General features: G+C 67.7%; 13 protein-coding genes. 2 read left to right on the top strand and 11 right to left on the bottom strand.

Annotation, left to right across the window (positions count from 1 at the left end; translation table 11 throughout):
• Window positions 1-111: 111 nt before the first annotated feature.
• The gene (locus ID574_RS10880; RefSeq protein ID WP_223166570.1) at window positions 112-1,410 is read right to left on the bottom strand and encodes an MFS transporter; all 1,299 of its coding nucleotides are present in this window, start codon (window positions 1,408-1,410) and stop codon (window positions 112-114) included.
• A 1,188-nt stretch (window positions 1,411-2,598) separates the two neighbouring features.
• Here ID574_RS10880 and ID574_RS10885 point away from each other — a divergent pair.
• Window positions 2,599-3,237: a hypothetical protein gene (locus ID574_RS10885; RefSeq protein ID WP_188188692.1), complete on the top strand. Its 639-nt coding sequence runs from the start codon at window positions 2,599-2,601 to the stop codon at window positions 3,235-3,237.
• 99 nt (window positions 3,238-3,336) lie between these two features.
• Here the strand turns inward: ID574_RS10885 and ID574_RS10890 are convergent, their stop codons facing one another.
• The 4 genes from ID574_RS10890 to ID574_RS10905 form a co-directional block, all read right to left on the bottom strand.
• Window positions 3,337-4,467 carry a ferredoxin reductase family protein gene (locus ID574_RS10890; RefSeq protein WP_188188693.1) on the bottom strand — a complete coding sequence of 377 codons (1,131 nt, stop codon included), beginning with the start codon at window positions 4,465-4,467 and terminating at the stop codon, window positions 3,337-3,339.
• Between the two features lie 95 nt (window positions 4,468-4,562).
• The gene (locus ID574_RS10895) at window positions 4,563-4,919 is read right to left on the bottom strand and encodes a hypothetical protein (protein ID WP_188188694.1); all 357 of its coding nucleotides are present in this window, start codon (window positions 4,917-4,919) and stop codon (window positions 4,563-4,565) included.
• Window positions 4,920-4,979: 60 nt separating this feature from the next.
• Window positions 4,980-5,660, bottom strand: coding sequence for a response regulator (locus tag ID574_RS10900; protein ID WP_188188695.1), 681 nt, complete (start codon window positions 5,658-5,660; stop codon window positions 4,980-4,982).
• Window positions 5,657-6,940 (bottom strand): sensor histidine kinase, encoded by a 1,284-nt coding sequence (locus ID574_RS10905; RefSeq protein WP_188188696.1) that lies wholly within the window; start codon window positions 6,938-6,940, stop codon window positions 5,657-5,659. Before ID574_RS10905 ends, ID574_RS10900 begins: the two co-directional genes overlap by 4 nt.
• A gap of 494 nt (window positions 6,941-7,434) precedes the next feature.
• Between ID574_RS10905 and ID574_RS10910 the strand changes: the two genes are divergently transcribed.
• A complete protein-coding gene (locus ID574_RS10910) occupies window positions 7,435-7,695 on the top strand; it encodes a hypothetical protein (protein WP_223166571.1) in 261 nt (86 codons plus the stop codon).
• Window positions 7,696-8,098: 403 nt separating this feature from the next.
• Here the strand turns inward: ID574_RS10910 and ID574_RS10915 are convergent, their stop codons facing one another.
• The 6 genes from ID574_RS10915 to ID574_RS10940 all read right to left on the bottom strand — a co-directional run bounded on the left by ID574_RS10915 (window position 8,099) and on the right by ID574_RS10940 (window position 13,173).
• A complete protein-coding gene (locus ID574_RS10915) occupies window positions 8,099-8,497 on the bottom strand; it encodes a type II toxin-antitoxin system VapC family toxin (RefSeq protein WP_188188698.1) in 399 nt (132 codons plus the stop codon).
• Window positions 8,494-8,772 (bottom strand): hypothetical protein, encoded by a 279-nt coding sequence (locus tag ID574_RS10920; RefSeq protein ID WP_188188699.1) that lies wholly within the window; start codon window positions 8,770-8,772, stop codon window positions 8,494-8,496. Before ID574_RS10920 ends, ID574_RS10915 begins: the two co-directional genes overlap by 4 nt.
• Window positions 8,773-8,863: 91 nt before the next feature.
• On the bottom strand, window positions 8,864-10,612 hold the full coding sequence (locus ID574_RS10925; protein ID WP_188188700.1) for an ABC transporter ATP-binding protein: 1,749 nt from the start codon (window positions 10,610-10,612) through the stop codon (window positions 8,864-8,866).
• The gene (locus ID574_RS10930; RefSeq protein ID WP_188188701.1) at window positions 10,612-12,327 is read right to left on the bottom strand and encodes an ATP-binding cassette domain-containing protein; all 1,716 of its coding nucleotides are present in this window, start codon (window positions 12,325-12,327) and stop codon (window positions 10,612-10,614) included. Before ID574_RS10930 ends, ID574_RS10925 begins: the two co-directional genes overlap by 1 nt.
• 163 nt (window positions 12,328-12,490) lie before the next feature.
• Window positions 12,491-12,778: a hypothetical protein gene (locus ID574_RS10935; protein ID WP_188188702.1), complete on the bottom strand. Its 288-nt coding sequence runs from the start codon at window positions 12,776-12,778 to the stop codon at window positions 12,491-12,493.
• A gap of 8 nt (window positions 12,779-12,786) precedes the next feature.
• Window positions 12,787-13,173, bottom strand: coding sequence for a hypothetical protein (locus ID574_RS10940; RefSeq protein WP_188188703.1), 387 nt, complete (start codon window positions 13,171-13,173; stop codon window positions 12,787-12,789).
• Window positions 13,174-13,177: the final 4 nt, after the last annotated feature.

Genomic DNA, 13,177 nt, shown 5'->3' on the forward strand with positions numbered 1-13,177 from the left:
TCGGTCGTGCGAGCCACGACGACAGAGGGCCAGGAGGTCGCCTCGATCTCACCCTGCAGCACTGCGACGTCGACCGCAGGACTGGCCGGGGCCGAGAAGGCGCTCATCCCGTCACCGTCCCAGCGGCCGCGGTAGCGAAGAAGCGTGCGCGTGCACCCACCAGGCGAGCGGAAGTGCGATCAGCACCACCGCCTGGATCGCGAGCAACGCCGGAACGATGCCCCAACGGTCTGCCACCAGGCCGGCTCCCAGGGCGACGAGCGCGTAGAGCACGCTGCCGAGCAGCGACGCAAGCGAACCCATCGTCGCGCGTTCCCGGTCGGTGAACTCACGCTGCAGCAACGTCTGCTGGGCGATTGTCGACATGCCGTAGGCCGGTGACCCAAGCAGCACGGGCGAAAATACCGTCGGCTTGACCAGCGCCACGAAGTTCGCCACGTTGTCGAACAGCTCACAGAACAGCAGAGTGCGGGCCGCGCCCACCCGGCCGATCACCCAACCACTGACGCGGAAGCCGACGAAGGCCACGCCATGGCCGAAGGTGCGCCACAGGCCCAGCGCCCAGAGCGGCCACAGCCCTGCCACGAAAACAGGCGACAACTGGGCCGCGCTTTCGCTGCTGTAACGAAGCGCCGACACCAGAGTCATCCGGCGGAGCACCGGATTACGGCGGATGCCGCGCAGGGCCGATCCCAGATGCGCCAGCACGTTCGATTCCAGCGGGGCGTGCACCCGCGGTTCCCGGACCCGCAAGGCGATGAGCACGCACAGCACCTGCGGCACGATCGACAGCGCGACCACCACACGCAGCGACCACGCGCCGGCGACCACGCCACCTATGGCTGCCGCCAGTGCGAGCGCGATCTGGAACATCGAGTTCACCCGGCCCGAGTGCCGGGGGAACTCCTCCTCCCGGCCGGCTTCGAGCAACGTGTCGTAGAGCAGAGACTCGTTGTTGCCGCTCCACAGTGAGGTCGCCAATCCCTCCAGCACAACAGCTGCCAGGAGGAGGCCGTAACCCGAAGCGCCGGCGTACCCGAGATGGGCGGCCACCATGACGACGGCACCGGCGATCATCGTGCCGCGTCGGCCGAGGCGGTCGGAGAGCACCCCGGTAGGGACTTCGAACACTGCCGAAGACAGCATCTTCACCGCCAGGAGGCTGGCGGCAGCGGTGTACGAGCCGGTGACTTGCGCGAAGTAGATGACCATAATCGGCCCGTACATTCGGAAGTCGCCGAAGAAGTTGAACCAGCTCAGCAGGCGGACATTCCGGTTGACAGTCTGATCAGCGGAGTCCGGAGCAGGCGGAGCTGACCTCGACCGTTGAGATTTCCTGCCGAACGGGGCAGCGATCAGGCGTTCGACCAGGACACGTACACGGAGCAGCGAAGAATGACGAGCGGACACAGCAGAACTCCCGGAAAGGCGAACGGAGGCGCCAAACAGCGCCAAGGGCCGGTGACACGTGTCACCTCGCCCCGGCGACCGGGATGTGTGCTGACTTTGCTGCTACACGCGCGGCGTTACAAGCCTGCGACTGCGGTCACCAAGGGGCGAACGGAAGCTCCGGTCATCGTTGTAGACATCAGTGCTCCTCAATTCCCCAGGGGACGGGATTCCGCAACAGCTTCAACTGTAGCGACCGAAGGACCTACGTGGCCGCTGAATCACGGACACAACGGCGGGTAACCGCGCCTCATGGCGGCTCGAGCCAATCCAGGATGGGTGCGGAGAACGGGGGCGTCCTCGGGGAAACGCCCGTCGTTGTCGTCGGGAAGGTATTCGTTGATCATGAATTCCTCCCCCCTCGGGGGAGCCACGGGAGCCAATTTTGGGAGCCAGCGCCTTACGGCTCCCTCAGACTCCCCACACCCTCCCCGGAGGGGTTCTCTAAGGTGAGAGGCACCCCGATCGACTCAGATCGACATTCCCAGACTCCCCGGTGTTGTTCGGGGCGAAGAGGTCGTGGATTCAAATCCCGCCACCCCGTCGTGTGAGCACCTTTGATGTGCCTTGAGCTTCTGTGCGGCCTGACGTACGTGATGCTGCCGAAGCGCCTGAGCGGCCAGCGTAGGGAACTCCAACGTGTGGCGTGACTTGCGGGGTCTTGGTGTCACCTCCTACTCGGTCGGGGCGCCACACGTAGAGGGCGAACTTCTCGTGGTTGAGCCCGCCTTGGTCACGGGTTGTCACTCTTGGAGGATTGGCATCCAGGCAAGCAAATAATCCCAGCACAGCGCGCGAGGGCTTCTCGGTACGGATGCCCGTCATGAGGCTGATGACCACGTAGGCGCGGAGTTCGGACGACTCTGCGGCCGGGAGCACCGCCTCTGCCTGTTGCCGGGTCAATGCCTTGCTGGGCCGCCCCTCCGCGCCCTTGGGTGTGGTGACCAACTCGGCCACGTTCCTGACCACCATGTCCCGCACCTGAGCCTGCCGGATGGCACGCGTCAGGACGCTGTGAACGTCTGGCAATGTGCGGATGGCCAGTTCGCTTGCGAGCCGGTCAAGCCACTCATCCACGTGATCGGCGCGTAGCTGCTCACAGATCCGGGGCGGACCATGTCAACATCGGCCGTTGTTACGATCCTCCGCATGCGCAGCGCAGACGCCGCAGTCGACGGAGAGGACGTGCGTCGGGTCGTCGCTTTGGCTATCGACGCCCTGAGGCATGCAGATCCCCAGGCGTGGGAGGCCAAGGCGGGCACGCTCGAGTGGACGTGTTGGGAAACGCTCGAGCATTTGGCCGATGACCTGTTCACCTACGCCGCGAGATTCGGCCTCACGGAGCCGCCAATGTCCGCGGTGTCGCCGTTCCGGACGAGTAGCGACCGAAGCGGCGGACCGGCAAATGTCATCTTTGTTGACCGGGCCGCGGGCACAGAGGGCCTCATGATCGTCCTGGAGGCGTGTGGAGGCCTGCTCGCGTCCGTCCTCCGCACTGCTTCCTCGGCCACCGTTGCTTACCACGTCTTCGGGCGCTCGGATCCGGAGGGCTTTGCCGCGATGGCCGTTGTCGAGACCCTCGTACACACCCATGACATCGCTCAAGGGCTGAATCTGGAGTGGTCGCCGCCAAGGGAGGTGTGCGAACGGGTCGTGAAGAAGCTCTTTCCCCATGTCTCCATTGATGGTGATGCGTGGGAGGTGCTGCTGTGGGCGACTGGACGCACTGCTCTCCGCGATCGCCCACGACTCACCGAGTGGCGCTGGTACGGCACGCAGGGCGCGTGACCGCCTGCGGCACAACTCTGACCACTCGTGGCCGTCTAGCAGTGGTCGATGCGCTGCGAAAGGTCGTGAAGCACGGGAGACAAGAGCCTGGCGATCGAATCATCTGAAGCTGAACAGCTCGAAATGGATGGCCGAGGACGGCAAGCCGGCGGCTCGGAAGCCACGCTCGAATGACTCCAGCATGGGCAGTGGGCCGCACATGTAGACGTCGGTGAGGAAGCCTCGGCCGCAGGCCTCCAGGACCTGGGCTGTGGTCAGAGTGCCCGAGGTCGAGGATACGTTGAGGTGGACCCGCAACCCTGGATGAGTGTCGGCGTGGGCACGGATTTCCTCCCAGTACAGCACTTCATCAGCGTGCCTGACCGTGTAGAACAGGGTGATTTGCCGGTCGTTGCCGTCCGGCATGTCACGTAACCAGCTGAGGAACGGAGTGATGCCGATCCCGCCGGCGATCCAGAGTTGGCGCCTGCCGCCGGTGCGGTAGTCCAGCATGCCGTATCCGCCCTCCACCGTGGCCCGGCAGCCGGCTCGCAGGGTCGAGGACAGCCGAGAGGTGTAGTCGCCACTGGCTTTGATGGTCAGGCGTATGTCCTGCTCGGCAGGGGCGCTGGAGATCGTGAACGGATGTGGCTCCCGCAGGCCGTGCTGGTGGAAGGTCACGAACACGAACTGCCCTGAGACGAATCCCAGCCGCCGCTCCTTGCGTGGCCGCAGAGTGATCTCGACGGTGGCCGGCGTCAGCCGGCGCACCGTTCGGACCTCGTAGGCGAATCTGGGCCTGGTGAATCGGGCGAGCAGGGTCGTGTGGAGGAACGCGGCGATGCCCACCACGTACGCGCCGATCAGGATGGCGAACGGCACCGTCGCTGTGCGCGTCACCTGGTCGACCAGCAGCGTGTGGGCAAGGCTGATGGCGAAGAACACGCCGATGAGGCGGTGGGAGCGGCGCCAGATACCGTAGCTCAGAGGACCGATGGTGAGGATCGCCAACAGGGTGATCCCGGCATAGGCGATCAGGCCGGAGGGTGTTCCCCCGGGTGAGCCCAAGGTCCATGGGATCGTCACGACGTGGGCGGTGAGCAGGACGAACCCGGCTCGGCCCGTCCGCCGGTGCGCGGCGTACATTCGGTCCAGGCCGCCGAAGTACGGCTCCAGGAATCTGGCCCGGGTAGCCAAGACCAGCGCGGCCGCGAAGAGGATGACCGCCGTGGTCGCGAACAACTCTGCCATGACCTGCTGGAAGTGCCGTACCGTATCCGGCGGCCAAAGCGCCAGCGAACACGCGGCATTGACGATCGATACTCCGGCGATCACCCGTGGACCGATCATGTTCGGGAGCGCTTCCAGACCGGGGCCCAGCCCACGACCACCGCTCCCAGGCCGACCACGAGGTGCACGAGGGCGTCGTCGAACGCCAGCGCCTCCACCCCGTCCAGCCAGCCCGCCTCACCGGCGACGCCGACGGCCAGCCAGAACGCTCCCAGCCACCTGGTGGCCAGTCCGGCGTGGCGCCCGTGGCAGAACACCGCCGTCGCAAGCCACAGCGCTCCGGTGACCAGGTGCAGGATCCCGTGGACCGGCTCTGGTGTCTCCCACCCTGGCACGCCGGGGAGCACTATGAAGCGCAGCGCCCCGACGACCACGAACCCGGTCCCGACTACCAACGCCCATATGCGAGTCATGGGTGACAGGCTGGCGACTGACGTCTGTCATCCGCGTCCGCCCCGTGCGGCGTCCCGTGCCTACTGCGGGCGCGGTACGCCGGCGCTGATGCTGACCAGCCCGCTCTGGTACGCGAAGACCACCATCTGGGCTCGGTCACGCGCGGACAACTTCATCATGGACCTGTTGACGTGAGTCTTCACGGTCGCCGGCGACAGATGCAACTGCTCGGCGATGTCGGCGTTGGTCAGGCCCGAGGCGACCAAGGCCACGATCTCAAGCTCGCGCTCGGTCAAGGGTGACGGCCCGGCCGAAGGCCGGGCATGGCCGGGCTGCTGGAGGAAGTGGGCGATCAGCCGCTTGGTCGCCTGCGGTGAGAGCAGCGCCTCCCCGCGGGCGACCGTCCGGATGGCGTCGAGCAGCTCGTGCGGTTGCACTCCCTTGCCGATGAAGCCGCTGGCGCCGGCGCGCAACGCCTCGAACACGTACTCGTCGATCTCGAAGGTGGTCAGCACCAGCACGCGAACCCCGGTGAGCGTGGCGTCAGACGTGATCGTCCGTGTCGCGGCCAAGCCGTCCACCCCCGGCATGCGGATGTCCATCACCACCACGTCAGGGAGGTGCGCGCGGGCCAGCTCCACGGCCTGCGCGCCGTCGGCGGCTTCGCCGACCACTCCCAGGTCATCGGCGGAGTCGATCAGATACCGCGCGCCCTGCCGGATCAGTGGCTGGTCATCGGCCAGCACGACCCGCACTGTCATCCGGCTGCTCCGGTCCCTTCGGCGACCAACTCGGCGTCGGCGCGGATCGGCAGACTCCCTCGCAACACGAACTCGTCATGCCGGTCGGGTCCGGCCGTGAGCGAGCCTCCAAGAGCGTGGACACGCTCGGTCACACCTGTCAACCCGTGTCCGGACGATGGCTCTCGCGCCGCGGCGATGCGGTTGCGAACTTCGATGCCGAGGGTGCCGCCTTCCGTCCACACCCGCAGGCAGGCGTGGCCATCCCCATGTTTGTGTGCGTTCGTCAGCGCTTCGTGGATCACCCAGTAAGCCGACAGGTCCACGGTCGTGGGGAGGTCATGCGGCATGTCCGTGTGGTCCACCCGCAGCCCGACCGCCGCGAACCGATCAAGCATGCGTGGCAGGTCGGCGAGGCCCGCCACCGGCTCCACCGGCGGCGGCTCGCCGTCACGTAGCACGCTCAGCAACGTTCCCAGCTGGTCGAGTGCGGTACGGCTGGCGGCTTGCACGTGACCGATCGCCTTCGCGGCGGCTTCCGGCTCCCGGTGCAAGGAGTGTCCGGCCACGCCCGCCTGCATGCTGATCACGGCGATGTGATGAGCGACCAGATCGTGAACCTCCCGGGCGATGCGCAATCGCTCCTGTACGGCCCCGTGGCGGGCGCGGTCCTGCCATGCCGCCAGCAGCTGCCGTCGGCTCCGCGCCGCATCTCCAGCCGCCGCTCCCACCAGGACGGCAGCGATCAAGGGCACCGGTGTGTCCTGCCCCGTCCATGCCTCCGGCGCCACAATCATCGAGCCGCCCGCGATCGCTGCTGCCGCGCCGACCCCCGACACCAGAGCCACCAGCCGGCTGCTCGATCCTGCGGCCGCATACCCGGCCAGCGCCATTGCCGCACCGGCCGACTCCTTGAGATCAGCGGGCACGGCCACCACCACGACCGTCATCGGCAGTATGGCCGCGAGGGCGCGTCGCCACGAGCCCGTCAGGAACGCCCTGCCAGGTCGCGCATGTCGCCAGCGCAAGCCACCGGCGATCAGCAACGCTGCTCCGAGCAGCGCGTCGGCCGCGGACGTGTCGAGGTCGGCAGGCATGGCCATCAAGGCACCGACGGTCGCGACGGCCAGTGAGGCCCTGGGCCATACCGCCCGTGCGACTAGCGCAACAGCCGACAGGAGGACGGCGCCCAGAAGTGGCCACGTCACACGCCAGGCGTGTCCGGTGACCAGGCCTCCCGCCGCCATCGCACACAGCATCAGACCGAGCCAGACGTCGGTCACCCATTCCGGCCGCTCCACCGGGTCAGCCTATGCACCGCAGGTCCTGTACGCATCGTCCTGAGGTAGGGCATGACGTACCACGATCGCGGTACCAAGGCCTCGCGATCCTGGACGCACGTGCGCCCGGGTCCATGCCGTGCTGCTCGGAGGGCCCCGGGGGCTTCCCCTCGAAGCCGGTCCGGCAGTCGCCGAGACTCAGCGTCGCAGATAGGAGGGGCGGCGACCGGGGCCGTCGGCTGTTCCCGGCCTGCGGCGAAGCTGCCGACCACGCGGCGAACGCGGCAAAGTCCAAGGCCGGCGAGGCGGTCCATGACGTTGCTGTGCACGCTGGCCAACGCGTGCGGATGGGCCCCTCTTTGAGCCTGGCTCTCTGTACGCAACCGGGCGGCGACCGGCCGGCTACCTGTTGCGTGCTGCGGGACGCCTGGCCGCCACCGACCCGGTCTGGTCACCGAAGGTCACCTGGCCGCCGGGGACATCCTGCTCCCCATCGTCGGAACACCAGTGACGACGTGTGGATCAGGAGGCCCTTGCTCGGCTTCATGCTCGCCGCCGAGCTGTGGGACTACGGCGCACTCCACGGCATAGCCGCCCGCGTCGCCGCGGCCGCCGGCGCGGCTCCGCTGGTCTACCCGCGCATCCACCTGACCGCGCTGCGGGGCTGGCGAGAGGAGGCAGCGGAGCTGTTCGCCGGCGTGGGCCCGCACATGACGCTCAGCGTGCAGTGGGCGACCGCCGTGCTCAACAACACCTGGCCGACTGCTCGGCAGTGATGAAGGCCGCCGAACGCGGCGACCTCGAACTGGCCGGGCTGGCACTGCCCGACCTGATCGAAGCGGCAGTGCGGTGCGGGCGACCGGCGAGCACGCGCGCAGCCGGTCGGCGCAGACCCCCGACCCCCTGATCGTGCAGGAGGTGCACATCGCCCGGCTGGTCGCGGCGGGGGGCCACCTCCAAGGAGGCCACGGCCAATCTGTTCCTGTGCCCGCGAACCGTGGACGCGCACCTGCGCAACATCTTTCCGCAAGCTCGGGCTCGCCTCTCGCAGTCAGCTACGTGGCCGCTCGGAGATCCGTTTAGCCGCATGGTCGTGGTGAGTCGGGTAAGCAGTCTCGGGTGAGGGCTGTTCCTCGACCAGTGCCTCGCACCGAGGCAGTTGGCACACAGGTCGATGGATCACACCTTCTCGGCCACTACTCGCACGTGATCGACGGTGAGCAAGCGAATGTCGTCGACATCGGAAGTCAGGATCGTCACCCGACCCGGATGCTGGAGAGCGGTCGCACACAGTATGGCGTCGATGGCGTACTTGTGACCATGCAACCCCGCGCCCCGCAGCAAAGCCGCGGCGGACTGAGCGACAGCCTGGGTGACCGGCTCCACACGTAGGCGGGACAACGTCCACTTCAGCGCGACATCGTTGATCTTCGGGTGAATCACCTCGACCAGCACTGCAGCCGAGGTAGCGACCGGAAGATCCGCGTCACGAGCCGCAGCCAGCCACTCGTGCACCTCCCGATCCCGGTGCACCGCCTTCGCCAGGCCCTCACTGTCCAGGACCAGGACACCGCTCACGCGGCGGCCCCCGCCCCCGGCTCATCCCCGATTAGCCGGGCCCGCTTGGCCGCCACGGCCGCCGGGTCGGCAGGGCCATGAATCTCTTCGAAGTCGGCGATCAACTCGTCCAGATTGTCCCGCTCGATCTGACGCTGAGCCGCTCTCTCCAGGTATGCGGATATGCCCCGCTTGCCGACCCGCTCGCGGATCGCCTGAAGCGTGCCGGCGGTGAGGGTGACAGAGATCCCGCTGGCGGGGCCGTCGCCGGGAAGAAACTCAAGGTCGTCAGCCATGAGGCCATTATGGCATTGGAAATGCTATATGTGGAACGCGCCCGTCGGGCCAGCAATGCCCGTCGCGAAGGACCGAGGGCGACTTTCACATTCAGCAGTTGTCTGCGCTGTAGGCGGCCGCCTGGAAGCGGAAAAGCTGGGCGTACGGGCCGTTTCGGGCCATCAGTTCCTCGTGGGAGCCCTGCTCGGCGATGGTGCCGTCGGCCACGACGATGATGTGGTCGGCCATGCGCACGGTGGAGAAACGGTGGGAGACCAGGACGGTGATCCCTTCACCGGCGGTGCGGGTGGTCGTGGTGAAGCGTTCGTAGAGGTCGTGTTCGCTGGCCGGGTCCAAGGCGGCGGTGGGCTCGTCGAGGATCAGTACCTCCGGCTTCTCCCGCATGAGAGCGCGGGCCAGAGCCAGGCGCTGCCATTGCCCCTGGGACAGGTCGACGCCGTCGAAGAGGAATCCCAGTTGGGTGTCCACGCCGTTGGGCAGCCGCTCCACGAAATCGGCTCCCGCCGCGTGGATCGCCTCGTCGACCTGATCCATCCGGGGCAGGCTGCCGATGCCGACCGCATGCCGCACCGGAAGCTGGAACTTGACGAAGTCCTGGAACGCGGCGGTGGTGCGCTGCCGCCAGGCGGTCAGGTCCGTCGCGGCCAGGTTCTGGCCGTCCACCTTGATCGTGCCTGATGCCGGCTGGTACATGCCGGTGAGGAGCTTGACCAGTGTGGTCTTGCCCGCGCCGTTCACCCCGACCAGGGCGACGACGCTGCCCCGGCGCAGGTGGAAGCTGACGTCGCGGAGGACCGGGGCTTTCGAGCCGGGGTAGGCGAAGGTCACGCTCTCGAAGGTGATGCCGCCGCTTACGGGATGCTTGTCGCCGGTCGGGCCATGTGCGGCGGCGTACTCGTGGAGCCACGTGTAGTGCTCGGTGACCTGGCCGGTCTGGATGACCCGGCCGATCTGCTCGACCACCTCCTGGATCTGCCCGCGCAACCGCGCGCCCAGGACCAGAACCAGGACCGCGTCACCGAGGGTCGCCAAGCCGCGGGCGGCCAGATCCGCGGTGAGGGCCAGGACCAGGAGATAGCCGGCGCTGAAACAGATCCAGCCGAAGGCGTTCCAGCTGCTCGCCCGCACCCGCGCCCGGGAGATCAGCGTCGCGTACCGGTCCCAGGCCTTGGCGGCCTCCTCGTCGATGGCCGCGGACGCACCGCTGACGCGCAGTTCCTTCGCGGTGCCCGCGTCGGTGCACATCCGGTGCAGCATCTCCTCCAGGCGGCCGTGCCGGGCCGCCTCCTTCTCCGCGTCACGCAACCGGCGCAGCGTCCGGGAGTTGATCCACAGCGGCAGCAGAGCCAGCGGGGCCAGCAGGGCCAGCCGGGGATCGACCGCGACGAGCAGCCCGACCGACAGCGCGATGCTGATGACCCCGGCCGCGGTCGCCGACAGACCCAACGCCAGCTGAGCCAGGGTCCGGGAGCCGCGGCGAAGAAGGAAGATGCGGTCCAGATGTTCGGGATGTTCGAGGTGCGCGACGCCGGGCAGGCCCGCGACCAGACCGAGGATCTCGTCGTTGACCAGGATGTCGACCCGGAGGACCAGTTCGAGGATGAGGCTGTGCAGGACCGTCCGGCCCGCGGTGGAGGCGGTGTAGGCCACCGCGCCGAGAGCGCCCGCCGCCAGCAGACCGCCGACGGTGCCCAGGCCCGCCGCGTCGACCAGCCAGCGCTGACTCAGCGCGAGGAGGGCGACGGCCACCGATTGGAACGCCACGAGGACGGCGACCAGGAGGGTGATCCACGGGCTTGCCTGCCACGTGAGCCGGAGAGTGCGTCTGAGAACCTTCATCAGTTCTCCACGAATCGGGACGCCTGGAGCTCGAACATGCGTGCGTAGTGGCCATCAGCCGCCATCAAGGCATCGTGGTCGCCCTCTTCGAGTATCGAACCGCCTCGCATGACGACGATCCGGTCCGCCTGCCGCACCGTCGAGAGCCGGTGCGAAATCAGCACGATGGTGGCGCCCTCCACCCCGGAGACGACATCCCGGTTGAAGTCGGCCTCCGCGCGGACGTCCAGGTGCGCGGTGGGCTCGTCCAGGATGATCAGGTTGCGGCCGTGGCCCACGGCGAAGAAGATGCGGGCCAGAGCGAGGCGCTGCCACTGGCCGCCGGACAGGTCCACGCCGTCGTGCACCTCGCGGCTGACCACGGTGTCGACCCCGTGCGGCAGGCCGCCGGCGTTCCATCCGGCCCGTTGCAGGGCCTTTTCGATCCCCTCGCGGTCGTCGCGGTGTTCGGGGGCGCCCATGGCGACGTTGTCGGCCACGGTCAGTGGGTATCGGTTGAAGTCCTGGAACATCACGGCCATCCGGCTCGGGTCGGACATGACGCGGCCCTCGTCCGGCTCGTACAGGCCGGCCATCAGCTTGATCATCGTGGTCTTGCCCGCGCCGTTGTCGCCGACGATGGCCAGGACCTCACCGGGCTCGATCCGCAGATCCAAACCGTCAAGGATCTTGCCGGTGGTCGGGTAGGAGAAGGAGACGTTCTCGAGCCGGACTCCCGCACCGGGTTCCGGGGGTCTCGGTTGCGGGGGTGTGCGGGTGGCGAGGGAGTCCATCGCCCGTACGGCGCCGAGTCCGGTCTCGACCTCGTACTCCTCCATCCCGATCGCGGTGACGCCGAGCACGGCGAAGGAGGCCACCAGGCAGGTGACCAGGTCGCCCTGCGTCATGTGGCCCTGCTGGACGGCGAGGCCGAGAAGGAGGAAGGCGAGCAGGACCGCGCCGAACGACAGCACGAACGCCATCCGCTGATGGACGAGGATCTCACGGCGGGTCTGCCAGATCACCGACGCCAGGTGCCGGGCCTGAGCGGTACGCCGCCCCACCGCCCAGCCCGCGAGGCCGAAGACGCGGATCTCCTTGCCCGCCTCGCCGCCCGCGCTCACCTCCGACCAGTAGTCGGTCTGCCGCCAGGGTCGCGCCTGGATGTACACCACCTCATGGAGGCGGAGAAGCTGGCGCCGGACGATGGAGCGGACGGTCAGCGCCGCGGCGAGCAGGGCGACCGCGGTGACGGGCGAGTAGAGGGCCAGCACCCCGGCCGCGAGGACGGCCCCGGTCGTCCTGGACATGAGCACCACCTGGGCCACCGCGGCGGAACCGGCGGAGAGGTGCTGCCATCCGCCCAGGTTCGAGGCGCGGGACAGATCATCCGCGTAGGCGGGATCCTCCAGATGCGCGATCCCTTTGGGAGCCGCCGCCGTGGCGCGGAGCCGGCGGCGTATCTCACCGTCCACTCGCGTGGCGGCCACCTGTCGGAAAGCCTCCTTGGCCGCGACCGCGATCCCTTCCAGGATGAGGAGTCCGGCCAGTGCCCACAGGGCCGCACTCGCCTCGCCCGCGGCCATCTGCGTGATCAGTCGGCCGCTGACCACCGCGAGAAGCGTCGGCAGGGCGGCCAGGCACACGCTGATCACGCCGAGTATCGCGGCGTGCGAAGCCGGCAGTAGCCGGAGCAGCCGTAATCGGTCCTGTACGACCTGGACCAGCGTCCCCACATGAGCTCCTTCCGGGCACATGAACGGTAAGCGTTTTCCCGAGGACAGGCAAAGTCTTTTCGACGTGCGGGTGAGCAAGCGACCGTCGGCGGCGCAGCCGATGCCGGGCCACATGGAGGCACTGCGGGAAATCACACGGCCATGACGACCTGCCGGACGCGGGTCAACAAGCCCACTTGACGACGCTCTTGCGCTCGATGATGCATTGGGGGCCGTTGGCGATGTTCGAGCCCCCGTGGATGTTGTTGCTTTTCACGGAGCCGTTCACATTCGAGAAGTTGCCGCTGTTCACCTGGCGGCCCTTGCTCCGGTAATTACCGCTCTTCCATGAATTCCCGCTGTCTTTGGGTATCCCATGAGCAAAGGCGGGGACGCCGGGGAGCAGAGCAGGTTCGGCCGATGGCGTCGACATCGCGGAGGCCATCAGCACGACAACTGCGGCCTTGCGCATCGATGCCCTCACGTCGGGTCACCCAGCAGGGACTGTGAGCCGTTGGCGGTGTTGCCGCCGTCGCCGATGTTGTTGCTCCCGCTCGAGCCGTTGCCGTTCGAGAAGTTGCCGCTGTTCACGGGATTCCCCTCGCTCTGGTAGTTCCCGCTGTTGGTGGAGTTTCCGGAGTTCTCCGGGCCGTTGACGCAGTTCGTCGGGGAATTGGGCGCCGGTGAGTTGTAGCTGACCAGGCGATTGCCGCACACAACGCCGGGGAGTGCACTGATCACGCTGCCGAGGTCAGCACCTACCAACCTGGCGAGCAGGGATTCGGCTTGAGGCGGCGCGGCCGCCGACGCGGTGTTCGCAGTCAGCAGCGCGCTACATCCGACCACGACCATCGCGGCGATCCGCACGAAT

The organism is Nonomuraea sp. SYSU D8015 (genome assembly GCF_008065375.1).
Lineage (GTDB): Bacteria > Actinomycetota > Actinomycetes > Streptosporangiales > Streptosporangiaceae > Nonomuraea.

Excerpts from the sequence above, each read along its gene's own strand:
- ID574_RS10885 (WP_188188692.1), top strand. The coding sequence starts at position 2,599 with ATGCGCAGCGCAGACGCCGCAGTCGACGGAGAGGACGTGCGTCGGGTC.
- ID574_RS10890 (WP_188188693.1), bottom strand. The coding sequence starts at position 4,467 with ATGGCAGAGTTGTTCGCGACCACGGCGGTCATCCTCTTCGCGGCCGCG.
- ID574_RS10895 (WP_188188694.1), bottom strand. The coding sequence starts at position 4,919 with ATGACTCGCATATGGGCGTTGGTAGTCGGGACCGGGTTCGTGGTCGTC.
- ID574_RS10900 (WP_188188695.1), bottom strand. The coding sequence starts at position 5,660 with ATGACAGTGCGGGTCGTGCTGGCCGATGACCAGCCACTGATCCGGCAG.
- ID574_RS10920 (WP_188188699.1), bottom strand. The coding sequence starts at position 8,772 with ATGGCTGACGACCTTGAGTTTCTTCCCGGCGACGGCCCCGCCAGCGGG.
- ID574_RS10925 (WP_188188700.1), bottom strand. The coding sequence starts at position 10,612 with ATGAAGGTTCTCAGACGCACTCTCCGGCTCACGTGGCAGGCAAGCCCG.
- ID574_RS10935 (WP_188188702.1), bottom strand. The coding sequence starts at position 12,778 with ATGCGCAAGGCCGCAGTTGTCGTGCTGATGGCCTCCGCGATGTCGACG.